General features: G+C 58.2%; 24 protein-coding genes. 16 read left to right on the forward strand and 8 right to left on the reverse strand.

Annotated features, from left to right (window positions below):
- Window positions 1-78 precede the first annotated feature (78 nt).
- From hydA to PVA19_RS06535, 5 genes are read right to left on the reverse strand one after another with little or no spacing between them, the layout of a single operon-like run.
- A complete protein-coding gene (gene hydA / locus PVA19_RS06515) occupies window positions 79-1485 on the reverse strand; it encodes a dihydropyrimidinase (RefSeq protein ID WP_274101649.1) in 1407 nt (468 codons plus the stop codon).
- A 16-nt stretch (window positions 1486-1501) separates the two neighbouring features.
- Window positions 1502-2767, reverse strand: coding sequence for a cysteine desulfurase-like protein (locus PVA19_RS06520; protein WP_274101651.1), 1266 nt, complete (start codon window positions 2765-2767; stop codon window positions 1502-1504).
- Window positions 2768-2790: 23 nt separating this feature from the next.
- Window positions 2791-3540: an amino acid ABC transporter ATP-binding protein gene (locus PVA19_RS06525; protein ID WP_274101653.1), complete on the reverse strand. Its 750-nt coding sequence runs from the start codon at window positions 3538-3540 to the stop codon at window positions 2791-2793.
- Window positions 3537-4211: an amino acid ABC transporter permease gene (locus PVA19_RS06530; RefSeq protein WP_113179956.1), complete on the reverse strand. Its 675-nt coding sequence runs from the start codon at window positions 4209-4211 to the stop codon at window positions 3537-3539. The genes PVA19_RS06525 and PVA19_RS06530 overlap by 4 nt, the downstream gene beginning before the upstream one ends.
- Before the next feature lie 57 nt (window positions 4212-4268).
- Entirely contained in the window at window positions 4269-5057 is a 789-nt protein-coding gene (locus tag PVA19_RS06535) for a transporter substrate-binding domain-containing protein (RefSeq protein WP_111847523.1), read from the reverse strand.
- 157 nt (window positions 5058-5214) lie between these two features.
- Here PVA19_RS06535 and PVA19_RS06540 point away from each other — a divergent pair, with 157 nt between their 5' ends.
- On the forward strand, window positions 5215-5901 hold the full coding sequence (locus PVA19_RS06540; protein WP_113226655.1) for a FadR/GntR family transcriptional regulator: 687 nt from the start codon (window positions 5215-5217) through the stop codon (window positions 5899-5901).
- A gap of 174 nt (window positions 5902-6075) precedes the next feature.
- Entirely contained in the window at window positions 6076-6372 is a 297-nt protein-coding gene (locus PVA19_RS06545) for a PRC-barrel domain-containing protein (protein ID WP_062423755.1), read from the forward strand.
- A gap of 198 nt (window positions 6373-6570) precedes the next feature.
- On the opposite strand, the gene PVA19_RS06550 is transcribed toward PVA19_RS06545, so the two are convergent.
- Window positions 6571-6825 carry a hypothetical protein gene (locus tag PVA19_RS06550; RefSeq protein ID WP_130978135.1) on the reverse strand — a complete coding sequence of 85 codons (255 nt, stop codon included), beginning with the start codon at window positions 6823-6825 and terminating at the stop codon, window positions 6571-6573.
- Window positions 6826-7132: 307 nt separating this feature from the next.
- Here PVA19_RS06550 and PVA19_RS06555 point away from each other — a divergent pair, with 307 nt between their 5' ends.
- From PVA19_RS06555 to PVA19_RS06590, 8 genes are all read left to right on the forward strand, one after another.
- A complete protein-coding gene (locus PVA19_RS06555) occupies window positions 7133-7603 on the forward strand; it encodes a heme-degrading domain-containing protein (RefSeq protein WP_144620077.1) in 471 nt (156 codons plus the stop codon).
- Window positions 7604-7749: 146 nt separating this feature from the next.
- Window positions 7750-8586: a transporter substrate-binding domain-containing protein gene (locus tag PVA19_RS06560; protein ID WP_274101659.1), complete on the forward strand. Its 837-nt coding sequence runs from the start codon at window positions 7750-7752 to the stop codon at window positions 8584-8586.
- Window positions 8587-8609: 23 nt separating this feature from the next.
- On the forward strand, window positions 8610-9356 hold the full coding sequence (locus PVA19_RS06565; protein WP_112520688.1) for an amino acid ABC transporter permease: 747 nt from the start codon (window positions 8610-8612) through the stop codon (window positions 9354-9356).
- Complete coding sequence (locus tag PVA19_RS06570; RefSeq protein WP_274101661.1) at window positions 9353-10135, forward strand: amino acid ABC transporter permease; 783 nt, start codon at window positions 9353-9355, stop codon at window positions 10133-10135. The genes PVA19_RS06565 and PVA19_RS06570 overlap by 4 nt, the downstream gene beginning before the upstream one ends.
- 12 nt (window positions 10136-10147) lie before the next feature.
- Window positions 10148-10933 (forward strand): amino acid ABC transporter ATP-binding protein, encoded by a 786-nt coding sequence (locus PVA19_RS06575; protein WP_274101663.1) that lies wholly within the window; start codon window positions 10148-10150, stop codon window positions 10931-10933.
- Window positions 10934-10935: 2 nt separating this feature from the next.
- Window positions 10936-12276 carry an MmgE/PrpD family protein gene (locus PVA19_RS06580; protein ID WP_443111623.1) on the forward strand — a complete coding sequence of 447 codons (1341 nt, stop codon included), beginning with the start codon at window positions 10936-10938 and terminating at the stop codon, window positions 12274-12276.
- Window positions 12277-12291: 15 nt separating this feature from the next.
- On the forward strand, window positions 12292-13590 hold the full coding sequence (locus PVA19_RS06585) for an LLM class flavin-dependent oxidoreductase (protein ID WP_274101667.1): 1299 nt from the start codon (window positions 12292-12294) through the stop codon (window positions 13588-13590).
- Between the two features lie 135 nt (window positions 13591-13725).
- Window positions 13726-14592 (forward strand): D-amino-acid transaminase, encoded by an 867-nt coding sequence (locus PVA19_RS06590; RefSeq protein ID WP_274101669.1) that lies wholly within the window; start codon window positions 13726-13728, stop codon window positions 14590-14592.
- 16 nt (window positions 14593-14608) lie between these two features.
- Here the strand turns inward: PVA19_RS06590 and PVA19_RS06595 are convergent, their stop codons facing one another.
- The gene (locus tag PVA19_RS06595) at window positions 14609-15481 is read right to left on the reverse strand and encodes a LysR family transcriptional regulator (RefSeq protein WP_443111624.1); all 873 of its coding nucleotides are present in this window, start codon (window positions 15479-15481) and stop codon (window positions 14609-14611) included.
- 174 nt (window positions 15482-15655) lie between these two features.
- Between PVA19_RS06595 and PVA19_RS06600 the strand changes: the two genes are divergently transcribed.
- On the forward strand, window positions 15656-17167 hold the full coding sequence (locus tag PVA19_RS06600; RefSeq protein ID WP_274101671.1) for an MFS transporter: 1512 nt from the start codon (window positions 15656-15658) through the stop codon (window positions 17165-17167).
- Here the strand turns inward: PVA19_RS06600 and PVA19_RS06605 are convergent.
- Window positions 17157-18689 carry a serine hydrolase domain-containing protein gene (locus PVA19_RS06605; protein ID WP_274101673.1) on the reverse strand — a complete coding sequence of 511 codons (1533 nt, stop codon included), beginning with the start codon at window positions 18687-18689 and terminating at the stop codon, window positions 17157-17159. The genes PVA19_RS06600 and PVA19_RS06605 overlap by 11 nt on opposite strands.
- A 110-nt stretch (window positions 18690-18799) precedes the next feature.
- On the opposite strand from PVA19_RS06605, the gene PVA19_RS06610 reads away from it, so the two are divergent.
- From PVA19_RS06610 to PVA19_RS06630, 5 genes are all read left to right on the forward strand, one after another.
- Window positions 18800-19837, forward strand: a complete 1038-nt coding sequence (locus PVA19_RS06610) for a dipeptidase (protein ID WP_130978148.1) — start codon at window positions 18800-18802, stop codon at window positions 19835-19837.
- Window positions 19838-19984: 147 nt separating this feature from the next.
- Window positions 19985-22585 (forward strand): bifunctional lysylphosphatidylglycerol flippase/synthetase MprF, encoded by a 2601-nt coding sequence (mprF, locus tag PVA19_RS06615; protein WP_113226639.1) that lies wholly within the window; start codon window positions 19985-19987, stop codon window positions 22583-22585.
- The gene (locus PVA19_RS06620; RefSeq protein WP_113261456.1) at window positions 22582-23946 is read left to right on the forward strand and encodes a virulence factor family protein; all 1365 of its coding nucleotides are present in this window, start codon (window positions 22582-22584) and stop codon (window positions 23944-23946) included. The genes mprF and PVA19_RS06620 overlap by 4 nt, the downstream gene beginning before the upstream one ends.
- A gap of 190 nt (window positions 23947-24136) precedes the next feature.
- On the forward strand, window positions 24137-25279 hold the full coding sequence (locus PVA19_RS06625) for a M24 family metallopeptidase (protein ID WP_274101677.1): 1143 nt from the start codon (window positions 24137-24139) through the stop codon (window positions 25277-25279).
- An 89-nt stretch (window positions 25280-25368) separates the two neighbouring features.
- Window positions 25369-26706, forward strand: a complete 1338-nt coding sequence (locus PVA19_RS06630) for a telomere resolvase (protein WP_274101679.1) — start codon at window positions 25369-25371, stop codon at window positions 26704-26706.
- Window positions 26707-26742: the final 36 nt, after the last annotated feature.

Genomic DNA, 26742 nt, shown 5'->3' on the forward strand with positions numbered 1-26742 from the left:
GCAAACTGAATCCCTTTCCGGTGAGCGGTCCCCCGATGTCCGCTATGGGATGACCGCTCCGCTCATTCCCAAAAAGTATCATTTCTTTACGAGGCACGAGGTTGTGCGAGGAATATATCTGCCGCCGGTCGGCGCAGGGCTGAGAGCGGATTCTTCGACGATCGACTTGCCGCGCAGGAGCACGCGGATGGGCCATCCCTGCACCTCAAGACCTTCGTAAGGCGTATAATCCGAACCTTGCGCCAAGAGATCATTGGTAATCGTCACTCGCTTTTCCGGGTCCCATAGAGCGAGATCGGCATCGGAGCCAACTGCGATTGTGCCCTTCTGCGGATAGAGCCCGTAGAGCTTGGCGTGGTTGGTCGATGTCTGAGCGACGAACTGGTTGAGCGATATACGTCCCTTCATCACACCTTCGGAAAACAGGATCGGCAAGCGCGTGGCGACGCCAGGGATGCCATTTGGTATCCAGCGGAAATGCCGCTTTCCCTTTTCGTTCAGCTTCCCCTCGGCGTCTTCATAGCGAAATGGGCAGTGATCGGACGAGAAGAGATCGAAGACATTCTGCTCCAAACCTTCCCAGCATGCATCCTGGCTCTGCTGGTCACGTGGTGGGGGAGAACAGACGTATTTTGCGCCTTCCAGCGCATCCTGATCCAGATCGGCGGCCGTCAGCATCAGATATTGCGGGCAGGTTTCACCGGCGATCTTCTGGCCGCGCATGCGCGCTCTGCGAATTTCCTCCATCGCCTCGCGATTGGACACGTGAACGATCACGATTGGGACATCCACGATCTCCGCAAGCGACAGGGCCCGATGGGTCGCCTCACGCTCGGCCGCAATCGGCCGCGTCGTCGCATGATATTTGGGAGCAAGCTTTCCTTCGTCTTCGTGGCGTCCAATCAGATAGCGGATCGCATCTTCATTCTCGCAATGGACCATGACGAGCGCTCCGGTACGGCGCGCCGCATCGAGCGTATCCAGTATCTGATCATCGCGCAGCCGAAGCCCCTCATAGGTCATGAAGACCTTCAGCGACGTGTACCCGGCCTCTACCAGCGCCGGCAGTTCCTGCCCCAACACCTCGGGGGTCGGATCAGTGATGACGAGATGGAAAGCAACGTCGGTATAACATTTGTCCTCAGCCTTGGCGTGATAGGTCTTGAGGGCCTCGCGCAATGTCTGACCCTTCTCCTGCATGCAGAAGGTCAGCACCATGCTATTGCCGCCGATGGCTGCCGACCGTGTTCCACTTTCAAAATCGTCCGCCATGACGATGCCTTCGCCGGACGGCTGGTCAAGGTGAACATGGCTGTCTATCCCGCCCGGCAACACGAAAAGGCCCGCGGCGTCGATGATCTCCGCTGCATCGTTAAGCCCGCTTGAAAGGGTCGCGATTTTTCCATCAAGGATACCGATGTCGCAGACAAAGGTATCGCTAGCGGTCGCCACGGTTCCGTTACGGATGATTGTATCGAAGCGCATCGACGCCGTCCTTTTCTCAGCTTGCTTTCGCAAAACCCGTTTCGCCGGAAAGAATTTTGTCGAGAGCCTGCGTGAAGCGATCGACTTCTTCCAAGGTATTATAATGCACCATGGACACTCTCAGCATGCCACTTTGGTCGGTGAGGCCAAGATATTCGGCCAAACGGCGCGAGTGGAAATCTCCGAACCGCATTGCGATATGATGCTCATCCATCGCGCGGCATATCTCAGCTGCGTCGCGGCCATCGAAGCGGAAAGCAATCGTGGGAACGCGGGAACTGTCTCCATTATGGCTCTGCCCGACGATCTGGCAGTCGTTTCGCGATCGCAAGTACGACAACAGCCTTTCGGTCAGTGCGTCCTCCTGGGCGGTGATTGCCTTGAACGCTGTTGCGATCCGATTACGAACACTGCTTTTTTCCCCGGCGTGTTCTCCAAGTTTCGTCAGGTAGTCGACGATGCCACAGGTGGAATAGGCAAGCTCGTAATTGGGATTGCCAGGCTCGAGCTTTCCCGGAACTTTGTCCTTGCCGTAAAAGTAGTGGTAAAGCGTATCGAGCTCGAGGAGATAATCATATTTCCCATACATGAGCGCGTAATGAGGCCCGTAGGTCTTGTAGAGGCTGAAGACGTAGTAATCCGCATCGAAAGCCCGAACGTCAACGAGACGGTGGGGGGCGTAAGCCACCGCGTCCACGCATAGCCGGGCGCCTTGCGCATGAACGAAGTCGGCAATCTCGCGTACTGGGTTGATCGACCCAAGAATGTTGGAGACATGCGTCATGCAGACTAGCCGCGTGCGCTTCGACATCAAGGGCTGAAGATCTGCCAGATCAAGGCTCAAAGTGTTCTTGTTGAGCGGCCAGAACTTTATGATCACGCCCGCCGACTGCAGTCGATCCCAGGGACCGATATTGGATTCATGGTCACTCACGGTCACGATAATTTCGTCGCCGGGCTCAAGCTGGCTTTCCATGGCGCGCGCCAGGTTTTGCAGAAGCGCAGTTGTCGAATTTCCAAAGACGATCTCTTCAGGCCGCGTCGCGTTGACAAGGTGCATGGCGGCGGTGCGCGCTTCGTAGAGGGCCTCCGCCGCCTTTTGCGACACCTCATAAGAGCCGCCGATCTGGACATTGCGTTCGATCAGGAAGCTGTTGATACGGTCGATCGCACCCTGCAGGATCTGCGAACCGCCGGCGTTGTCAAAAAACGTCCAGCCTCGTTCCAGACCGGGAAATTGGCTTCGCACGAATTCCAGATCGAGCGATGGCTTATCGTTCATGGTGTGTCCTCCACAGACATAATTCAATGGTTGAGTACCGCGCGCAGGAAACTGCGCGTTCTTTCTTCCTGGGGATTGTCGAATATCTGCTGAGGGGTACCCATCTCGACCAGCTTCCCGCCATCCATGAAGATGACGCGGTCGGCCACCTGCTTGGCGAAGCCCATTTCGTGCGTCACGACGATCATGGTGACACCGGTCCAGGCCAGACGCCGCATGACATCCAGCACTTCCCCCACCATTTCCGGATCGAGAGCCGATGTCGGCTCGTCGAATAGAAGAACCTTCGGCTCCATGGCGAGAGCACGCGCAATCGCCACGCGCTGCTGCTGCCCGCCGGATAGCTGCCCAGGATACTTCTCCGCCTGTTCGGAAATGCCGACACGGGCCAACAGGTCTTTCGCCTTCGCAGCCGCCTGCGCTTCGCCAAGCCTGCGCACACGCATCGGCGCCAGCATGACGTTTTTAAGCACCGTCATATGTGGAAAAAGATTGAAGGACTGAAATACCATGCCGACTTCGGCACGAACTTTGGCAAGATCCTTGCCGGGACGCACCTTGACGCCATCAACGGTGATGGAGCTCTCAGGCGAGAAAGCCTCCAGGTGATTGATGCATCGGATCAAGGTCGACTTGCCGGACCCGGACGGACCGATAATGCAAACGACCTCACCTTCGGTGATATTCAGGTCAATACCGTGTAGCACGGTATATGTACCATAAGCCTTGAATAGCCTTTCGACGCGGATCAAATTCTTGGATTGATCAGTCATCTACGTCTCCCTGCACCAAACCGCACTTCGAGTCGGGAAACGACAGCCACCATGGGCCAGAGCAGCAGGACATAGATCAGAGCCGCACCAATCAAGGGCGTGGGATTGGCGCTCAGGGCCTGCGCTTGCGTCGCCTGCTTTAACAGATCAGGCATGGCGACCACCGACGCCAGGGCCGTATCCTTAAGGACATTGATGGAATTGTTGGTCAGCGGCGGAATAACGATCCGAATGGCTTGAGGGAGAATAATGTCCGCCATTGTGTGCCGGTTCGATAGACCGAGAGCCGCCGAAGCCTCAAACTGGCCGACCGGTATGGCGTCGATGCCTGCACGGAAAATCTCTGCCGTATAGGCCGCCGAGACAAGCGAGAGCGCTGTGACCGCCGAAAAGAACGGCGAGAGCCTAATCCCGACGAATGGCAACGCGTAATAAATGACGATGAGAAGAACGAGCAAGGGAATGGATCGGAAGACGTCCACATAGACACGAATGAGCAGCACGATTGCCCGTGGCGCGTAAAGCCGAGTAACCGCAAGCACAAGGCCACCAACGAGACCGGCGACGATGCTGACGATGCCAATCTGAAGCGTGACGACCAGTCCCCACATCAGTTGCGGAAGGCTTTGAAGCAGGACATCGTAATTGAAGAATGTGTTGATGAGATTCATGCCGAAAAGGCTCCCTCAAGCCAGCGGATCTAAGACCCGCTGGCGGCTGTGGTGCTGTTAAAGTTTTGGCATGTCCATGACCGTCACGGTCGATGTTTTCTCTTCCGCAGGCGCTCCAAACCAAGTCTGATGAAGCTTGGCGAGATAACCGTCCTTCTTCATCTCGGTGATGACGCCATTCACCTGCTCTGCAAGCGGGTCGCCCTTGTTGAACATAACGGAGTATTTCTCGCCGGTTTCGATGCGAGCGACCACCTTCAGTTCTGGCTTGTCCTTCACATAGTACAAGAGAGCTGGAATGTCGCTGATGTAGCCATCGATGCGGCCGGCAACAAGATCGAGCATAGCGGGAGAAAGTCCTTCGAACCGCCGGATGTCGGAGAACTTGTATTCGGCCTTATTCTTCTCAGCCCACATGTCGCCGGTCGAGCCAGTGTCAACACCGACCACTTTGTCATTCATATCTTTCAAGCCGGTGATTCCGGACTTTGCTGTCACCGTGAGCGACTGGTCGCTGTCGTAATATGGCTGCGCGAAGGATACCGATTCAAGACGCTTTGGCGTAATGGTAATCGAAGAGATCGCCATATTGATGCGCCCCGACTGAACCGCCGAGAACAGTCCATTGAATGGAGTGTTGACAAACTCGACCGACTTGCCGAGGCGCTTTGCGACCTCGTTGACGAGGTCGACTTCGAACCCGACGACTTTGCCGGAGGCGTCCTGGAATTCCCACGGCACGTTGCCGATGTTTGCGCCCACAGTCAAATCAGCGGCGCGCGCTGCTTGCATGCTCATAAGAGCGATACCGGCAGCCAATGAAGCGGTTAAAAATCTCGCTGTCATGCGTTTCATCAGTGTTCCCCTTGTTATTTGATACACGATCACACATTGTGGTCTAACTGGTCGGACCAGTTAGACCAAACAAGCATGGACTTTCGGTCTTGGCAAGCTGTTGTGTTGAAAATAGACGTTGATTAAGAAAAAGAGGGATGTGCGCAGGATGCTGAACAAAACGCTTTTGCCACAAACAGTGGCGCGCGAAATCCAGACTATGATTCAGAGCGGCGTGCTCAAGCCCGGCGAAAAAATCCAGTCCCAGCGCGAGCTATCGGAAAAGTTCGGCGTCAGTCGCGCGTCGCTGCGCGAAGCCTTGCTGACCCTTGAGACACTTGGCATGGTAAAGACGGAAGCAGGACGCGGCACCTTCGTTACCGCGCCAGCAGAGCGCGCCGCTAACATGGCGCCTTGGCGCTACTCGCACAGCTATTCCGCCTTCGATGTGTTCCAGACACGCGCACTCCTCGAAGGCGAGATCGCGAAACTGGCCGCCGGTCGCTTGACTCAGCGCCAACTGGACGAAATGGAGCAGGCCACCGAGACGATGGAGCGTTCCTGGGAGAAGCAGGATGTCATCTCCAATGTCGAAGCCGACCTGCAGTTTCATTCGACGATCGTATCCGCGTGCTCGAATGTCATGTTGCAGGCGTTGTACCAGACTGTCCGTGAACTGATCACGGAGACCCAGCGGCAACCCATTCCCATTACGGATCCAGCCAGGATGCGCAAATCAATTGCCGAGCATCGCCGCGTCATTGAGGCTCTACGTCTCAACGACGGAAACTTGGCGAAAGCGGAGATGGAAATGCATATTCGCAACACAGCCCGCTGCGCTGGGCTGGATCCTTAGATTGCCGACCGCAGGTATCGTCGCCGCGCATGAGCGTGTGAAGCTACGAGCGCCGCGTTTTAGTTGAGACAGAGCGGTGCACGTTGATTTCGTGATACACCTGCTCACACAAATTTCCTCGGAACAGGAGCGGAATCCACGAGTTATCCTGGTGCCAACAACAGGAGAAACATCATGGATCATAGCAATCACATCCGCCTCACCGTTGATGAACTGAGACCCTCCGTGCTCGCAGGAGCCACGGTCTACGGAGCAGACGATCACAAGGTCGGAAAGGTTGACCACGTCCATGGTATCGGCGAGAGCAGCAGCGTGATTATCGATGTGGGTGGCTTTCTCGGGATCGGCGCGAAGCCAGTTGCGGTTTCCATCTCCGATCTGGACTTCATGCGTGACGAGGACGGCGATGTGCATGCCGTGACCTCCTGGACCAAGGATCAGCTTAAGGAGATGCCAGAGCATCGCGACTGATCTTTCGAAAAGTGGAGGCGGCCTCAGGGGCCGCCTTTCGCTTCGGCGCCGTGGCGACCTCATGTCTGCGGACTACAGCAAACTTTAAGCGCCATAAACTTTACAAAGACCGTGTCACTGGTGGCGGTGTTTTCATCTCCCGCCGTGTCGCTGTCCCATACCCACGATTGTATGAAAGCGTATCTCGACAGGCTCGTCTCACTTCAACTGGTTGAGCAGAGCCGAAATCTTGTCCGATTCTGGCAGGTGCGGCGCGTGCTCCAATTTGGATTTGTGCCGATAGCTCGGGCTGGTCGCATACCATTCGATAAGCGCCGAGGCGACTTCCTGTGCTCTTCCGTCAGTCTTGTCGACACCGTTTTCTTCGCACCAGGCGTTGAGGAAACGGTTGACCTCTTCCAGGTCATCTGACGAAAGGGGGACGGTGGAATAAGATGGAGACTGTGTGTTCATGGTGGCACCACGCATTAATTATATATGTTACAACTTCCGAATAAATTGTTTTGTTCCCATAAGTATTTGGGGCAGCTGATGATATTGCAAAAGCGGCCTCACTTTCGATATTTGCGGTAGAAGGTCGCGCCTTTTGCATGACGTGGAGCGCTTGGAAATATATGTGCTCCTCCTCGTCCCGCACTCACGGGAATTCTCAGGACAGTCCTCCAGCACAACCGTCGCCGAAAAGGCTTGTCTGATGCGGTTGCTCCACATATTCAATCCCCCATCTTGAGCGCGAAAGCGTCGACCCGAGGACGTGATGATGCACAGTAGCAAGCCGACGATCGAGAGCGTGAAGGCCGAAGAAGCGGCCCTGCAGGTTCCAACGTTTCACTACGACTTTGCCTGGACGCTCGGAAGCCTGATCCGGCAGAAGGCGGCGGAGAGAAAACACCCTGTGGCCGTCGAGGTCAGGCATGGAAACGACGTGGTGTTTGCAACGCTTTTGCCCGGAGCGACCATCGATAATTTCGGCTGGACCCGGCGCAAATGCGCCGTTGTGCACCGCTTCCACCGCAGCTCTCTTCGCGTGCGGCTCGAGGCTGAGGCCAAGGGCTATGACTTCAATGCGAAATTCGGTTTGCCCGTGACCGATTATGTGGCAAGCGGCGGCGGCTTTCCGCTGATCCTGCAGGGCGGCGCGCTGGTCGGATCCGTTGCCGTCAGCGGACTCCCCGATATAGAGGATCACGCCTTGATCGTGGAGAGCCTTCGCGAACTGCTGAGTATCTGACGGCAGCCGCTTGATTGGGGGCAGCGTTGCCAAAGGCGCCGTACGAAGAAAGAACGCTTTTCTGCATTCTTGCTAAAATGAAGAATGGCGTTCCTCGTGAGGCCTTGGCCGTTCGATTATGTTTCGCGGCGAAATAGGAGCCTCCCATGTTCGTCAAAGCCTTCACCAAAGCTGTCTTCGCCCTCTCCATCTCACTTGCGACGCTTGCAGCGACTGAGGCTTCCGCGGACGCCACGCTTGATCGCATCAAGGGCCGCGGCAAGCTCACTGTCGGCGTCATCTTGTCCGGCGCGCCATTTGGTTACATCGATCCGGCCTCGCAGGAGCAGAAGGGCTACAATGTCGATCTCGCCAAGGCCCTGGCGGCCGATATCGGCGTCGAGCTCGAAACCGTGACGGTGACACCGCCGAACCGCGTTCAATTCCTGCAGCAGGGCAAGGTCGATATTCTGATTGCCAACATGCAGTACACCGAAGATCGCGCGAAGATTCTCGACTACGTTCCGACCCCTTATGATCGCGCTGGCGGCGCAGCGGTTGTGCGTAAGGATAGCGGACTGAAGGACTGGGCCGATTTGAAGGGCAAGCCGGTTTGCATTTCGCAGGGATCCAACTACGCACAGCCATTGGCGGAAGAATATGGCGCAATCGTAAAGGGCCTGCCAAGCCAGCCGGAATCGCTTCTGGCACTTCAGGGCGGTAACTGCGTTGCCGCCGTGCATGTGGGCGCAACCGTCGGCCTTCTTCTCGTGGACCGCGCCGATGAATGGAAGGATTACGCCATCCCCTTCCCAACCGAACTCATCCCTTCCGACTCCGTTATCTGGCTGCGCAAGGGCGAAAGCGACACGCAGGCAGCTCTCGACAACAGCGTCAAGAAGCTTCACGCGTCCGGCAAGCTGCTTGAAATGGCCAAGGCTAACCGCCTGCTGAACACCAAGTATCTCGAGGAAGAAAAGACCAAGCTTTCTGCCGCGCAGTAAGCGGAAGGCAGCGGTAGCGCTCCATGCAAGACATGAACCCGACCAGCCTGTTCGTCGATCTGACGGGCAGGCTGGGTCTCAATTACGAATTTCTCCTGACCGGCTATGAAGCGCAGATCTGGCGCGACGGCTTTCTGACGACCCTCTATCTCGTCGCCATCACTATTCCAGTCAGCCTGTTCTTCGGTGTTATCTTTGCGGCTTGCCTGACGTCTGGCAGGTCCTGGCTGTCGACGCCTGTGCGCGCCTTCGTTGAGCTTACGCGCAACACGCCGACGCTGGTACAGTTGATGTTCAGCTTCCTCGTGCTCAACACCGTCGTGTCCAACATGGTCGGTGGTGCGGTGAACAATCCTCTGTCGCCGTTCTTCTGGGTGGTTGCCGTGGTGGGACTGCATGTCGCCGCCCTGCACGCGGAAGCGATCCGAGGCGGTATCGAGGCGGTTCCCGCATCAATGATCGAAGCCGCGCGCGGCATGGGTTTCAGCCAGTTCGAAATTCTCCGCTTTGTCCAAATCCCGCTCGCGCTCCGCTCTTCACTGCCAGCGATCGTCAATGGCCTAATCAGCCTCGTCAAATCGACGACTGTCGGTAACGCGATCGCGGTCAGCGAAATCACCTACGCTTCCATCATGGTCTGGACGCAGCGCGACAATGTGGTCGAACTGATGATCGTGCTGCTCGCCTTCTTCAGCCTGATAAACTTCCTCATCGCCCGCCTCGGCACATGGGTAGAACGCAAGCTGGCAGTTCCGGGGTATGGGCTATGAGTGCAATCACCTCACAACCAACAAGCTCCAGCGGCGGCATTCTGCGCTATATCGGCTTCGTCGCCATGCCGCTTCTGGTGGTCATCTGGTCGCTGATCGATCCCACACTTGGTGCCGAGTTGGTGAAGTGGGTGCCCTATCTCGCTTCCGGCTTCTGGATGAACATCGTCATCACGTTCTCTGCTGTGACGCTGGGGACAATTGCGGGTGTACTTCTTGGCCTCATGCAACTGGCGCCGCTTTGGCTCATCCGCTGGCCTGCGGCGATCTATGTGCAGATTTTCCGCAATGCGCCGGCACTCGTGCTGATCTTCGCTACCACCTACATCTTTCCCTTCGAGATCGTCGCCTTCGGCCACTACCTGCCCTTTCCAGATTGGATCAAGGCGGTGATCGGCCTCGGCATCCTGGCTAGCGCCTACATTGCCGAGATTACGCGCGGGGCAGTGCTTTCCATTCCGACAACGCAGTGGGAGGCAACCAAGGGGCTCGGCTTCTCAAGGTTACAGGCGCTGCGCTTCGTCATCCTGCCACAATGCATCAGACGGTCTCTGCCGCCCTGGATGAATGTCGCCTCTTCGATTGCCATGGGGACATCACTTGCGTCGCTCGTCGGTGTTCACGAACTCATGCACGCCGCGACCGATGCCAGCACCGCCGTGCGCCGGCTGGACTTCACCGTCATCGCCTATGTCGTGGTCATGGCCGCCTTTTTCACGCTTTGCTACCCGCTTTCTCGACTGACGCGCCGCCTCGAGCAGCGCTTCAATGCGGGTTGAAGGATTTCGATCATGACCACATCCACCGACACCGCGATCGTAAAACTGGAGGACGTTCATCTCGCCTTCGGACAGACCGAGGTTCTGAAGGGCATCGATCTCACCGTCAACAAGGGCGATGCCGTCTCGATCATCGGCCCCTCGGGCTCGGGAAAGTCGACGCTTCTTCGCTGCATCAACGCGCTCGTCACGCCGCAGAAGGGCCGCATCACCGTCGCTGGCACGCGCGTGGATGAGCTGACGAAGGAAAGCGAACGCATCGCGCTACGCAAGCGCGTCGGCATCGTCTTCCAGCAGTACAATCTCTTCCCGCATCTGACTGTGCTCGACAACATTGTGCTAGCACCGACCCGCATCTTAGGCGCGGACCGCGGAGCGACCGTCAAGCTTGCACGCGAGTTGCTGGAAAAGGTGCGACTTTCGGAAAAGGCCGACGCCTATCCAGGCCAGCTGTCGGGCGGCCAGCAGCAGCGTGTGGCGATCGCCAGGGCTTTAGCGATGAAGCCGGAGCTTGTGCTCTTCGACGAGGTAACATCGGCGCTCGATCCGGAAACGGTCGGCGAAGTTCTCTGGGTGATCCGCGACCTGATCCGGGAGGGGATGACCAGCATTCTGGTCACGCATGAGATGCGTTTCGCCGAAGAAATCAGCGATACCGTCATCTTCACTGAAAATGGCCGGGTGGCGGAGCAAGGCTCGCCGAAGCACATCTTTCACCAGTCGCAAAATCCCCGCATCCGCCAATTTGTCGGCGGTCTTTCCGGCGGGCGCTCCGTTCGCGATGGCGAGGGCATTTGATCATGTCCAAGGCCCTTGTCACCACAGCCTTTGCCACGGCAATCAGCAACGCCGATCCCCGCCAGGATAGTGCGGCCATGGAAGCCGCGCGGGTAGCGATTATCGATTTTCTGGCATGTGCCATCGCCGGCGCCAATGACCGTACAACGGATATCCTCGCCAAGGCCGTGGGCGTCGATCTTCCAGGCAACGCGATCCTCATCGGCAGAGCCGCAAAGACGGACCCTCTCACGGCTGCGGTCATCAATGGCTATTCCGGCCATGTGCTGGATTATGACGATGTTCATTCCAGTGTGCGCGGCCATCCGACCACCGTCATTCTACCGGCTCTCCTGGCATTCGCCGCCGATCAGAGCGTAAGAGCAGACGCCGTTGTTGCGTCTTACATCGTCGGGCTGGAAGCAATGGCGCGGCTCGGACTGTCTCTCGGTTCCAGGCACTACGAAAATGGCTTCCACGCAACCGCGACGCTTGGCCCGATCGGCGTTGCCGCCGCCGTCAGCCATCTCACCGGCGCGACCTCCGAAAAGACCGCGATTGCGCTTGGGCTTGCCGCAACCGAGGCCTCCGGCCTGCGCCTGCAATTCGGCTTCGATGCCAAGCCCTACCATGCCGGAATGGCGGCGCGCTCCGGCTTGCTTGCTGCCCGGCTCGCGGCGGCTGGCTTCAGCGGCGCGCCCGATTTTCTCGACAACCCAACCGGCTTCTACTCGGCTTACGGCTTCGGTGCCTCTCGGCCGGAACTGGCGACCGAAAACTGGGGCGCTCCGTGGCAGATCGCATCGCCCGGCCTGACGCTGAAAGCCTATCCCTGCTGCACGGCAAGTCATCCGGTGGCATCCCTCGGCATCGAGCTTCACCGCGAAGGTCTGACTGCGGATCAGGTGGAAGCTGTTACGTTCACCTATCCCCCAGGCGCGGACGCGGCTCTCGTGGTCACAAAGCCGGAAAACGGTATCGAAGCCCGTTTCAGTCCGGAATATGTGTTTGCTGCCGCCCTGCTGGATGGGGCGCTGAGACTTGATCATTTCGACGAAAGACCGGTCGAAGATCGAATTATGGCGCTTGCGCTCAAAGCCAGCCGCCGCCACGACAATGCCGCGCCGCGTATGTCGAGCGACCCGAGCACGCGCTTTGTGCTTCTGGATATCGCGCTCAAGGATGGCACGAAGATCCATCGTCGTTTCGACGGCCTGCCAAGCCTCACCGACCCCGAACAAAAATTCAAGAACGCGACTTCAGGGAGTTCGGCCTTCGCCGATATTCCCGAACTCGTTCGCAGCATGGAAAGCGAGGCCGATCTCGCCCGCCTTCTATCGCTGCTCAACCAGACCTCCCTCTGACGAAAGACGTATGCCATGACTGCCAAGCGACAAATCCACCTCGGCCTGTTTCTCCAGGGCGCAGGCCATCACGTCTCCGGCTGGCGGCACCCGAAAGCGGAAGCAGGAAGCGAGAATTTCGACCTGCTTCGCCGCGTCACGCAAGCCGCCGAGCAGGCGAAGTTCGACATGGTATTCCTGGCGGACGGCTTGACCAGCGGCGTCGATGCCCATCCGTCCACCATCGCCCGTTTCGAACCTCTGACGCTGCTTGCAGCACTTGCCCTCGTCACCGACAAGATCGGTCTTGCCGCAACATCCTCCACCACCTACGGCGAACCCTACCATACAGCTCGGGCCTTCTCCTCGATCGATCATCTCAGCCACGGTCGCGCTGCATGGAATATCGTCACGACCTCCTATGCCCGCACGGCCAACAACTTCTCCAAGTCGCATCCCGAGCATGATGAGCGCTATGCGGTGGCGGAAGAGTTCGTCGATGTGGTTCGCGGTCTCTGGGACAGCTGGGATGATGACGCCTTCATCAAGGACAAGCAGAGCGGCATCTATGCCGATCCGAACAAGGTACATATGCTGGACCACCAGGGTAAATATTACTCGGTCAAAGGCCCTCTCAACATTCCCCGCTCGCCCCAGGGCCACCCTATCCTGATCCAGGCCGGCTCGTCGGGCCCAGGCCAGGATCTTGCGGCCCGTACCGCCGATGTCGTGTTTACGGCGCAGCAAAGCCTTGCGGAGGCCCAAGGATTCTACAAGAGCCTGAAATCGCGCGTCGAGAAATTCGGCCGTCCTGCAGATGCCGTTGCCGTCATGCCGGGCTTTCTGCCGGTGATTGGGCGCACGTCGAAAGAAGCGGCGGAAAAACTGGCAGAGCTCGATCAGTGGACGGAGCTGAAAAGCGCCATGCCGCTTCTCGAAGAGCGCATCGGTCACAGCCTCGCGGAGTATGATCCAGATGGCCCCTTGCCGGATCTGCCCATCTCGGATCAGCTGCGCAGTCGGGCTGAGCTTTTGACCGCACTGGCCAGACGCGAGAACCTGACGATCCGCCAGTTGGCCCTTCGCGTGGCTGCCGGACGTGGGCACCATATCGTGCTCGGCACGCCGGTCGATGTCGCGGACCGCATGCAAGAATGGTTCGAAACCCGCGCCGCTGACGGCTTTAACGTCATGCCGCCCTTCTTCCCGGAGGGCCTGGAGGACTTCACGCAACTGGTTGTGCCCATTCTGCAGGAGCGCGGGCTGTTCCGAACCGACTATACGGGCTCGACTCTGCGCGATCATCTTGGTCTGGCGCGTCCGGCACTCACCTAGGTCTGATCTCGTTTCAGACTGCTATACGCACTGGCTCGAAGCCTCCGGTTCTGAACCGCCAGCCTTGCATACTGATGCCCGCAATGCCAGACAGGGAGGAAAGCTGGTAGGCATAGGGCAAGCATAGGCAGGATCATGGACAGAACGGTTTATCTCAATGGCGCATGGGTTGCGGAAGGCGACGCAAAAGTTTCGGTCTTCGATCGTGGCTTCCTTTTTGCCGACGCGATTTATGAGGTGACGGCGATTATTCACGGCAAGCTCGTCGATTATCCCGGCCACCTCGCCCGTCTCAAAAGATCGCTTGATGCGCTCGGCATTGCCATGCCGGTGGCAGAAGCCGAATTGCTGGACCTGCACAAGGAAATCGCAAGACGCAACGGCATCCAGGACGGTCTGATTTACTTGCAGGTTTCCCGCGGCGTTCAGGATCGCGACTTCGTCTTTCCTGAAGCCATGGAGCCGACCTTCGTGATGTTCACCCAGACCAAGAAGGTGCTGGACAATCCGAAGTGGAAGACCGGTCTTTCCGTCAAGACGGTGCCCGAGGGCCGCTGGTCGGACCGCCAGATCAAGACAGTCCAGCTTCTCTATTCATCGCTTCGCAAGACGGAAGCCAATCGCCAAGGTTACGACGACGTTCTGTTTGTCGAAAACGGCCATATCACCGAAGCAAGCTCTGCGAATTTCCACATCGTCACGCAAGAGGGCGTTCTGGTCACACGCGATCTGTCGAACGCGCTGCTGCACGGCATCACCCGCGGCTCCATTCTTCATCTCGCCAGGAAGGCGGATCTCAAGGTGGAAGAGCGCGCTTTCACCCCGGAAGAAGCCAAAGCCGCTTCTGAGGCTTTCGTGACATCTGCAACGAGCTTCGTCACGCCCGTGGTCAGAATGGATGGTGTCACAATCGGCAATGGTGAAGTTGGCCCGATCAGCCGCCGTCTGCTGGATATCTATATTCGCGAGCAGCTCTCAACCGGTATTCCGATCGCTGGCTAAAGACGTCTTCTCTCGATCAGGCGCTTGCGAGGCTGATCCGCCGGTTACTGGATTTACGATGCTCACTGAAGGCTGCGGTAATCGCCCGCAGCGTTTCCCGCGTCTTGGCATCCGTGAGTGAGGAGTGCAGCGTGATCGATAGCGAGGGAATGCGCGGCAGGCCGAGCGCATGCCCGACGTCGATCATGTCCGGCGTTGCCAAGCGGAAGGGAAATGCCGCCACGGCAAGTCCAGCAGAAAGCGCGGCAGTGACGGCCGAGGTCCCTCCGATAAACACTTCCGTCCAGGGAATCGATGCGCCGTCCAACAAGCGGGTCGCCACTTCGCGCACCGTGCAGCAGGTCGGATGGCTGGCAAGCGGCAGTGGCTCGCCGACTCGATGCTCGAAATCAGCGGACGCGAACCATCCGAAATGTTCTGGCCCCAGCACCTCGCCGCCTCTCCGGTCATCATCGCTGCGCACGATGATTGCATCAAGCGCGCCCTCCTCGTAGGAGTCGAGAAGCGCACGAGAATTGTCGATCATGACTTCAACCTTGAGGCAGGGATCGAGCGTCTTCAGCTTGGCGAGGAGGATCGGCATCTCCGGTCCCATAATATGAGCGGCAATGCCGAGCCGGAACCGCCGTCGCTCTGCCGTCAGTGCAGCCATTGCACGCTCATGGGCAGCGAGAAATTCTCTCGCTGGTGGCAGGAAGGTTTCGCCTTGCGCCGATAGCCGGACCTGCCTCGGCGTGCGTTCGATCAACCGCTTTCCAAGACGATCTTCGAGCCGCTTGAGTTTCACGCTGACGGCGCCCTGCGTAGAACCAAGAGCTTCCGCCGCGCGTGTGAAGCTCTGATGGTCCGCGATCATCACGAACGCCCGCACGGCATCGACTTCCAGCATCCCGATCATCCATCGTATTTTGTTGTTACTGAAATTCCCTGCCATGCAGTTTATGAATGGTCAAGCCTCCGGCACATTGGCTTCGACACAAATCAATCTACAAGGCCGTCGCGCCCAGTCTTCGCTTCCCGATGGGGGCGACGCGCCTTGCATTGTCAAAAAGCAGGGCAGACCATGACAACCTATCGACAATCCAGAAATTGTTTCGCGCTCGTCGCCGTATGTCTTTCGGCTCTGATGTTAGGGCTTGAAATTACCAGCATTCCCTCAATCTTGCCGACGCTCGAGAAAGTCCTGTCGGCGGACTTTCAGCAACTCCAATGGATCATGAACGCCTATACGATCGCGATGTGCTCCGTACTGATGGCCATGGGGACGTTGGGCGATCGCTTTGGACGCAAACGGGTCTTCAAGATCGGCATCGCAGTCTTCGCCTTCGCTTCGCTGATTTGCGGGCTGGCGACCAGCGCGCCCCTGTTAATCGCAGCCCGCTTTGTTCAAGGAACCAGTGCAGCGGCGATGCTCGCTTGTCAGGTCGCTGTTTTATCCCATCAATTCCAGGATGGGGCTGAGCGCGGAAAAGCATTTGGATGGTGGGGTATCGTCTTTGGAGTGGGCTTGGGTTTTGGTCCGATCGTCGGGGGAATGCTCATTACACTGACAAGCTGGCACTGGGTTTTTCTTGTGCATGTGGTGATCGCGGTCGCAACCGTCGTCTTCGCGCAGAAAGGCGTCGAAGAATCTGTCGATCCGCACGCGACACGCATCGACATGGGAGGAATGGCAACGCTCTCGCTAGCCGTCTTCGGCATTGTCTATCTCATCACCCAAGGTCAGCAGCTTGGACCGACAAGCCCTCTTGCATTGACCATTCTCGCTATAAGCGCTGCGAGTTTCCTGCTTTTCGTGATCATCGAGATCCGCGTCGCGCGACCTATGTTTGATTTCGGAGCGTTCCGCGTCCGTCGCTTCGCTGGTGCGATCATTGGGTCGAGCGGCATGAATTTCAGCTTCTGGCCCTTCGTCATCTATCTGCCGATCTATCTTCAAGCTGTGCTCGGCTATGATGCGATCGCTGCAGGGATGACCGTGCTGGCCTACACGCTCCCAACCATTGTCGTTCCGCCGCTTGCCGAGCGGCTATTGCTTAAATGGGGTCCGAGACTTGTGATCCCGGTTGGCCTCCTCACTATCGGTGCGGGGTTCATGCTCTTGGTTTTGGTGATCAACAGCGAGCATGCCAGCTGGATGACCTTGCTGCCGGGTTGCGCCTTGGCTGGCATCGGATTAGGCCTGACCAATACGCCCGTCACAAACACGGCAACGGGAGCGTTACCGCTGGAACGCAGCGGGATGGCGTCGGGCATGGATATGAGCGCCCGAATGATCTCACTATCCATCAACATTGCGCTGATGGGACTCATCTTGTCGAGCAGTATATCCGGCTACATACTTCGTGCGCTTCCCGATGCACCCTCAGGTTCCACGCTTCGAACGCTAGCAGATATCGTTTCGGCCGGAAACCTCACCGCCATCGAGAACAACGGGGTCTCGCTCACGTTGGCGAAATCGGCGCTGTCGTACGGCATAGGAAGGGTTGCGCTCTATGGCGCGATCTCAGCATTCATCCTGGCCCTAGTCAGCTTCACAATCTTCGGGAACAATCGGACACCCCTTAAACGGTAGCACCAAGCCCATCGCATTTCCGTCGATACTCGATCATCCGGGCGCGGCTTGTCACAAGCTCCACATGATCGTCGCCGAGCGTGTGGAGGCAGACGCGCTTCGTCCACGGGCCATCTTGGATGGTGAAGAGATAGCGCCCATTGCCGAGCGCCATAAGCGGCATGCGCCGGCGAAGGGGCCCAGTGCCCATGATTAGGGCGCCAGCGGCGATGTCGAACTCCGCGCCCTCGTCGGAGCGCCAGCGTCCATCAAGCGTTGGCGGAACGTCTTTGCCAGGCACGACGGGTAGAAACCGTCGCGGCGCATGGCCGACTTCGCCAGCAAGCGTTTCTCCATAAAGGCGAAGACGAACGGGCGAGGACGCTGAGCGAGACGAGACCCAGCCATCACCCTCGTCATAGAGCGTGTCTTCGGCATCGAGAAAGCTGCAGGTGCTGCCCTTGATCTCCAGCCACCAGGGCCCCGTCTCTGTGACGTAGAGACCATCCGGCAGGAATGCTGCAGGTCTCGGCAGCGGCAAGCCCGTCAGTGCCGCCATGCTCTCAAGTGCAATCTTGAACCCGTTCGTATCCTCACGATTGGAGAGGACGACGAAGCCCGTGCCACTCTCTGGATCGAGCAGGAAATAGCTCTTGTAGCCGGGATGCGATCCGCCGTGGCCGACGAAACGCCTGTCGCCGAGATGCGTCCACCGAAGACCCAGACCATACTCGCTTATCCTGCCATCGGCGAGCGGACGCGGAGCCGACAGTTGATCGAGCACGCCGGTGAAACCATGATCGCCCTTCAACAGGCATTGCAGCCATGCGACGAGCGCCTCGGCACTTCCGGCAAGGCTTCCGGAGGCGGAGAGATGCAGGCCGGCGGCGGACAATTGCCAGCCCTTATCGGATTTCCAATAGCCGGGTGCCAAGCCGATAACAGGATTGTTCCAGACATCCGGCGCGGACAGCGCAAGCCCCAGATGCCTGGCGGTCTCTTGCACGAAGTCGTCGAAACGAAAACCCTTTCGCGCCAGTGCAGCCTCGACCAGTCGGTAGCCGGTATTGGAGTAGGACACTTCCGTACCGGCGGGGAAATTCAGCCTCGTCTGGCGCGCAACATAGTCCAGCAAGGGCTGAGCCTTTGTCTCGCTGTAGACCGACAGGCCAAGCAGCGAGAGACACTCACGCACGTCCGGCAAACCTCCGCTCATATCGAGCGCCTGACCGACCGTGACATCGCGTAACGGGGACTGCAGTTCCGGCAGGTGCTCGCCGAGTGGATCATCGAGACCCATCACATCGCTATGGGCAAGGACCATGGCGCAGAACACATGTTTGGTGAGCGACGCATAGCGGGCCACGGTCCTGGACGAGAACGGCGCAAGGGTGGAGAGACTTTCAACGCCGCCAGCATGAGCGAAGCGAATGCAGGAAAGATCGAAGCCGACCACGCAGCCGCCTGGCTCATCGTCGCGCCAATGCGAGACGAAATCTCCAGCTGTTTTCGAAGCGCCAGTCCAGTCCATCTTCGTTGTCATCACCCACGTCCTCCTTGTTCCACCCGGCAGCGGAAACCATTCTTGCATTGCATTTGCCCCGCTCTCGGGGATAGAGCAAAGACGCGATGACATCAGTTGGAAGCAATCCTATGACCGATCAAACCGTCCTGCCCGTCTTCGATGGGCATAATGATGTTCTGCTGCGATTGAAACTCTCCGGTTATTCAAACCCGGAAGAGCGTTTCATCGAGGGAGACAGCCTCGGCCATATCGACCTTCCCAAGGCCAAGAAAGGTGGATTGGCCGGCGGGCTTTGCGCCGTCTACATCCCCTCGCCGCGCGGAACCGATGCCAATGGCGATTTCTTGGCCCCGACCCAGCAGACAGCACTTGCCACCACGCTTGCAATGGCCGGTCTGCTGTTTCGCATCGAAGCGCAGTCAAAGGGCGGGCTTACGGTCTGCCGCAGCGCTGCGGATATCCGCAACGCCATGGCACGCGGTTCCTTCGCCTCCGTCTTCCACATCGAAGGTGTCGAAGCCTTCGACGCCGACTTGGAAGCGCTCTATGTTCTGCATCAGGCGGGCCTTCGCACGCTTGGTCCCGTCTGGAGCAGGCCCAATATCTTTGCCTATGGTGTTCCCTTCCGCTTTCCTTCCTCACCCGATATCGGCCCGGGGCTGACGGAGGCGGGGCAGCGCCTCGTCAAGACCTGCAATGAGCTGAAGGTCATGATCGATCTGTCGCACATGAACGAGCAGGGTTTCTGGGATATCGCCAAATTGTCCGATGCGCCGCTGGTCGCCTCGCACTCCAACGCCCACGCGCTCTGCAACCACAGCCGCAACCTGACCGACCGCCAGCTCGACGCCATTCGCGACACGGGTGGTCTGGTGGGCATCAACTTCGGTGTCCTATTCCTGCGTCAGGATGGCATCAAGAACCCGGATACGGATATTCGCGAACTGGTCCGTCATGTGGATTACATCGTCGATCGTATCGGCATCGACCATGTGGCGCTCGGCTCCGACTTCGACGGCACGACCATTCCGGCTGCCATGCGTGACGCTTCCGATCTGCCGCTTCTTGTCGATGAACTGCGCAAGGCTGGATACGATCAGGCGTCGCTGGAAAAGATCGGTCACGGCAACTGGCTAAGAGTTCTGGAACGCACGTGGGGTGCGTAAGCCAATATTCTATCCAGAATTTCAGACGAACGACATATAGTAGATAATCTCAGAAAGATTATGAATTTTCGTATTTGTGAAACCACAACGAATTACTGTCATAATCCTGTGGTTGGCAAACTGCGCCTCGCTTTCGTGGAACATTAAATGACAGAGAAGAACGACGTGACGCCGATTGAAGAGGCCGAAGATGGCCTGAGCGGCTTTTTCGAACGTTACAAACCTCATCTGACATCGCTTGCGGTTATTGCCGTCTTCGTCATGATGACGGTGACGATCTATCGCCTCACCTCCGAGGTCCGCTACGATGACATCGTCGTCGCCCTTCTCGACACCAGCTGGAAGTCGGCGTTTCTGGCCGTCCTCTTCACGGCGCTGAGCTTCGCTGCCCTGATCTGCTACGATCTGAATGCACTCGAATTTATCGGCAAGCGCCTCAAAAAGCCTTCCGTCATCGCCACGGCCTTCATCGCCTATGCTGTTGGCAACACTGCAGGCTTCGGCCCCTTGAGCGGCGGCGCGATCCGTTTCCGCGCCTATTCGCGCATGGGACTGACGCCATCCGACATCGCCCGCGTCATCGCCTTCGTCACCCTGTCCTTCGGCCTCGGACTTCTGTCCGTCAGTGCGTTGGCAACCTTGATCGTTGCGCCGCGCGTCGCCAGCATCATGGGCGTGGACGCCATCTGGCTTCGCGGTGCCGCAGTCATCGTCATTCTCGTTCTGGCGACGCTGATCTATGTCGGTCGCAATGGGCGCGTCGTTCAGATCCGTCAGCTGAAACTGCGCCTTCCCGATAGCCGCACCTCCTCGCGCCAGTTTCTGGTGTCAGCGCTCGATATCGCGGCATCGGCTTCGGTCCTCTATGTGCTCCTGCCGGAAACCAATGTCGGCTGGCCGAGCTTCTTTGCCATCTACGCCACTGCCGTCGGCCTTGGCGTTCTCAGCCACGTGCCGGCAGGTCTTGGCGTTTTCGAAGCGGTGATGGTGGCGGGTCTCGGCAACGCGATCAGCCTCGATCAGCTTCTCGGTGGCCTTGTTCTTTACCGCGTCATCTATCACGTGCTGCCGCTTCTCTTCGCCATCATCCTGATGCTGATCACCGAGATGAAGCAGTTCGCCGCAAAGCCGGTGATGGCTGATATCGGCAATCTTGCCGGTCGGCTGGCGCCGTCACTTCTCTCGGCCTTTGCCCTGATTCTCGGCGCGATGCTGATCTTCTCCTCCGTGACGCCAACGCCGAACAGCAACCTGGATTTCCTGTCCAACTTCGTGCCGCTTCCCATCATCGAAGCTGCGCACTTTCTCTCCAGTATCCTGGGTCTCGGCCTCGTCGTCGCATCCCGCGGCTTGAGCCAGCGTCTGGATGGCGCATGGTGGGTGGCACTGGTGGCGGCTGCAGGCGGCCTGTTCCTCTCGCTCATCAAGGCGATCGCCATCTTCGAGGCGATCTTCCTTGGTATCTTCATCGTCGCGCTCTTCTTCAACATGCGCGCCTTTACCCGCCACGCCTCGCTTCTGCGTCAGGCTCTTGGTCCCACCTGGATTGCCGCGATGGCGGTCATCGTCGCCGGTGCGGCCACCATTCTGCTGTTCGTCTATCGCGATACCGATTACAGCCAGACTCTGTGGTGGCAGTTCGAGTTTTCCGAGGAAGCGCCGCGCGGGCTTCGCGCCGTCCTTGGTCTCGTTCTCGCCTCTTCGACCATCGCCATCTTCAGCCTCTTGCGGCCTGTCACCTACCGGCCGGAAGAAATCCAGCCCGAAGACATCGAGAAGGCCACCGATATCGTCGCCAAGCAGGACGTGGCAGACGCCAATCTGGTGCGCATGGGCGACAAGCACATCATGTTCTCGGAAAAGGGCAATGCCTTCATCATGTACGGCATTCGCGGCCGCTCGTGGATCGCGCTGGCCGATCCTGTCGGGGACGAAAGCGAATTTTCCGATCTGATCTGGCAGTTCGTCGAGACCGTGCGTGCCAATGGCGGACGCGCTGTCTTCTACCAGATATCATCCGCGTCGCTTCCCTATTGCACAGATGCGGGTCTTCGCGCCTTCAAGCTCGGCGAACTCGCCATGATCGATCTCAAGCGCTTCGAACTGAAGGGCGGCAAGCTTGCCAATCTGCGTCAATCGCTGAGCCGCGGCGCGCGCGACGGCTTGACCTTTTCAGTTGTCGATACGCCGGATGTCCCAGCCATCTATGACGAGTTGAAGCAAGTCTCCGATTCCTGGCTGGAGCATCACAACACGCGCGAAAAGACCTTTTCGCTCGGCTCCTTCGAGCGCGACTACATCCTGTCTCAGCCGGTTGCGGTTCTGCACAAGGACGGCAAGATCACTGCCTTTGCCAACCTGTTGATGACCGATACCAAGAGCCAGGTGACGGTGGATTTGATGCGCTTTGCACCGGATGCACCGCGTGGCTCCATGGACTTTCTCTTCGTCAGCATCATCGAGCATATGCGTGAACAGGGTTATGCCCAGTTCAACCTCGGCATGGCGCCGCTGTCCGGCATGTCGAAACGCGATGCCGCCCCCGTCTGGGATCGTATCGGCGGCACATTGTTCGAGCACGGCGAGCGGTTTTACAATTTCAAAGGCCTGCGCGCCTTCAAGTCTAAATTTCATCCCAAATGGGAGCCACGTTACGTTGCCGTCTCGAACGGCACCAGCGCCGCGCTGGCTTTGATGGACACAACGGTTCTCATCAGCGGCGGCGTGAGAGGAGTGATCGGTAAATGAGATTTTTGAAACGGCTCACAGGCGCTTTGCTCACGGCAGCGGTTTTGCTGCCTTCACATGCGCCGGCACAGGACGCTCAAAAATACGAAACCGGCATGATCCCCGCCGATCACATTCTGCTGCCCGATGGCGACATCACCTCAACCGTGTTCCTGGTGTCGGACGGCAATGGCTGGGATGAGACCGAACAGAAGGAAGCCGGTGCTCTTCTCGAAAAAGGCGCCGCCGTCGTCGGAATCGATTTTCCGGAATACATCAAGTCGCTCGAGAAAGACGACGACGACTGCGTCTACATGATCTCCGATATCGAACAGCTTGCGCAGGAAATCCAGCGTAAGGCGGGCGTTTCCAATTACAGCCTTCCGATCATTGCCGGCACGGGTGATGGCGGCGCGCTGGTCCTGGCGATGATCGCGCAAAGCCCGGCGGCAACGATCGGCGAGGCTGTCGCGGTCGATCCTGTGGCGAGCATTCCCTTGAAGAAGGTGCTCTGCACACCCGCAACCAAGGATAAGGACGGCGACCGCACCATCTACGGCCTGACGGACGGCCCGCTTCCGGCACCCGTCACCGTGCTGTTCACGCCGAAGGCTGAGGCGAAAGGCCGGGAACATGTCGACGCGCTTTTGAAGGCGCATGCGGACATCGACGTCAAGGATGTGACGGATGATGCGCAGACCGCGCTTATTCAGGTTCTGCAGGACCGGATCGATGCGGCCGCCAATTCCGACAGCCCGCTCGGCCTGCCGCTTACCATTCTCGAAGCCAAGCCGACCATGGATACGATGGCGGTCGTCTATTCCGGCGATGGTGGCTGGCGCGATATCGACAAGGATGTCGGCGACTATCTGCAGAAAGACGGTATTCCCGTCGTCGGTGTCGATTCACTGCGCTACTTCTGGTCCGAGAGAAAACCTCAGGACGTGTCCGACGACCTCGCGCGGATCATCGACACCTATCGCAAGGAATGGAAGGTCAACAACGTTCTTCTGATCGGATATTCTTTCGGCGCCGATATTCTGCCTGCGACCTATAACGGCTTGCCGGAGAAGGATAAGGGGCGTGTGGTGCAGATGAGCCTTCTGTCGCTTTCCCACCAGGTGTCCTACGAGATTTCCGTCGGCGGATGGCTCGGGGTCTCCTCGGATGGAGCGGAGGATCCTGTCAACGATCTCGCCAAGATCAATCCAAAGATCGTCCAATGCGTCTACGGCACGGATGATGATGAAAGCGCCTGCCCTGCTCTCAAAGACAAGGGCATGGAACTGATCGGCATTGAGGGCGGCCACCATTTCGATGAGGACTATGAGGCGCTGACCCGCAAGATCGTCGCTTCGCTGAAACAGCGACTGCAAAAATAACGCCGTCTCAGGCGCTACCGTCATCTTGAATACAGTCTGCAGCCTTTGTACTGCTTCTGACGCTGCGTCGCGCGAAAGGATCTAACCACCCCCACGCGCGACACCGCTCAAGAACAATGACCTGAAGCGTGACGCGCATCTGTAAGACATCGCGGACATGCTTCGGGTATAACAACCAAAGTGTGTGACGATGCGATTTCCAGCCAAGCCCGCTGCCATTTCCGATGCCGAACGCCAGGAGAGGCTTCAGCGCTTGCGGGTGAAGATGGGCGAGCAAGGCTTCAGCGCCGTGCTTCTCGGCTCGACGGAAAGTCTGCGCTATTTCACAGGCCTTGTCTGGCACCAGAGCGAACGGCTGCTTGGCGCGCTCATCACCCTGGATGCTCTTCACTACATCGTGCCAGGCTTCGAACAGAGCCGTGTTGACACACTTCCTCATATCGAGGGAGAGGTTCATCTCTGGCAGGAGGAGGAAAGCCCTTCAGCCCTCGTCGCAAGCCTTGCTGGCTCATCCGGCCTGATCGCTCTGGACGACGCCCTACCCCTCTTCATCTATCACAGCCTTGCCGCCAAGGTCGGGCCTGATCGTCTGGTCGATGGCGGCCCAGTGATCCGCTGCCTTCGGCTTCTCAAATCCGGCGCCGAAATTGCCATCATCGATTATGCGATGAACCTGACGCTGGACTTGCACAAGCGGGCGCATGCCATGATGAAGCCAGGCGTGCTGGCGTCCGATGTCGTCCGCTTCATCGACGAGCAGCACCGCGAACTTGGCGGAGAGGGTGGCTCTTCCTTCTGCATCGTCTCCTTTGGCGAAGCGACATCGTTGCCCCATGGCGCCGACGGGGAGCAGACCTTGCAGGCTGGCGACGTCATTCTGGTCGATACAGGAACGCGCATCGACGGCTATCACTCCGACCTGACGCGCACCTATGTGATGGACGAGCCAAGCGCTGATTTTGCTCGCGCCTGGGCTATCGAGCGCGAGGCACAGCAGGCGGTGTTCGATGCTGCACAGCTTGGGGCGCCATGCGAAAATCTCGATGCGGCAGCCCGCGCGGTCATGGCTCGGCATGGGCTCGGACCGGATTACGCTCTTCCCGGCCTGCCGCACAGGGCGGGCCATGGTCTTGGACTGGAAATCCACGAAGGACCTTACATTGTGCGCGGCAACACGCAGCCGCTTATGGCCGGCATGTGCTTCTCTAACGAACCCATGCTGGTCTATCCGCAAAAATTCGGCATCCGTCTTGAGGACCACATCTACATGGCCGCCGATGGCCCACGCTGGTTCACACAGCCTGCCGACTCGCCCGTCCACCCTTTCGGTTGAATTCAGAAATCCCGCCCCTGTCGCCCCTACATTAGCCCTTGCGTAAAATTTATATATTTTCTATCCCAAGAGAACTTGAGGAGGAATCGATGTCCGTCGCGGAAAAAAGAAAAACAAAAACGCCCATTCTGGCCGATCGCATCGCCGACTTCGTTGAGAAGATCAAAACAACGCGCAAGGAAGACGGCAGCTTCGACACGAAAGCGATCGGACGCCTTTGGGATGACGAGGTCCGTTTCCATTTCGAAAACGGCAGAACCGCCAAGACGCTTGAGCTTTATATCGTCAAGTACCGCTATGCGCTGAAAGACGCCTTCGGGCCGAAGACGACACCGCTTGCCATCTGCAACATGAAAAAGCTGCGCGAGCGTCTCGATACCTACATAGCGCGAGGCGATTACCCGCAAAGCGGGGTGGCGATGTCGATCGTGGAGAAGATCGAAAGAGCCGAGCACAACACGGCTGGCCGCAAGCCCCGCTTCCTGCTGCGCGTTTCAGACTTCATCTCCGCCATCAATGGCGTCAGCACCAAGGGAGAGATGCAGGCGCTGTGGGACCGGGAAATGGACGCCATGACCGGCAGAACGCAGGCGACGGTCATCTCCTACATTACGAAATATCGCAATGCCATTCGCGAGGCATTTGGCGAGCAGCATCCCATGCTGCGCATCGCCGCCGGCACGCCGCAGCTCTACGATGACGCGCGCAAAGCCAAAATGGCGAAGATCGCCACCAAGCACGGATCACTCATCACCTTCGAACATTATTCCGAGGTGATGCGACGCTGCCGGCGCTTCCTTCACTCGGAAGACCCGTTGACGATCGGTATCGGCCTGATCGGCACCACCGGTCGGCGTCCCTTCGAAGTCTTCACCCAGGCCGAGTTTACCCCAGCGCCCTATGGCAATGGCGTCTCCAAATGGAGCGTGCTGTTCAACGGGCAGGCGAAGACGAAGCAGGGCGAAGGGACGAAATACGGCATCACCTATGAAATCCCGGTTCTGGAGCAAGCCAAGATCGTGCTCGAAGCCTATCGACGCCTGAGAAACAGCAGCGATGGCAAGCTTTGGCTCGGCATGAATGTGGACGAGTTTTCCACCGATGCGAGACTGCCGCTGCGCGATGCAATGATCGCGAAATTCGAGGACATCTGGCCGAAAGAAGAGCCGCCGAAGCCCTATGGGCTACGTCACCTCTATGCCGAAATCGCCTATCGCAACTTCGCGCCCGCCAATGTCACGAAGAACAGCTATTTCGCTGCCATCCTCGGCCATAACAACAACGATCTGGAAACGTCGCTCTCCTACATGACCTATGCTTTTCCTGAGGACGAGCATGAATCGAAAGCGCGGGCGGAGCGTGTGGCGGATCGCACGATACGACAGATGATCACCGTCAATCAGATCCCCGGTATGGCAGGCGAGTAAAGCACAGCGACGCGCATTTTCATGGTCTTGTAGATG

The sequence above is a fragment of the Agrobacterium sp. CNPSo 3708 genome (assembly GCF_028674915.1).
Classification (GTDB): domain Bacteria; phylum Pseudomonadota; class Alphaproteobacteria; order Rhizobiales; family Rhizobiaceae; genus Agrobacterium; species Agrobacterium cavarae.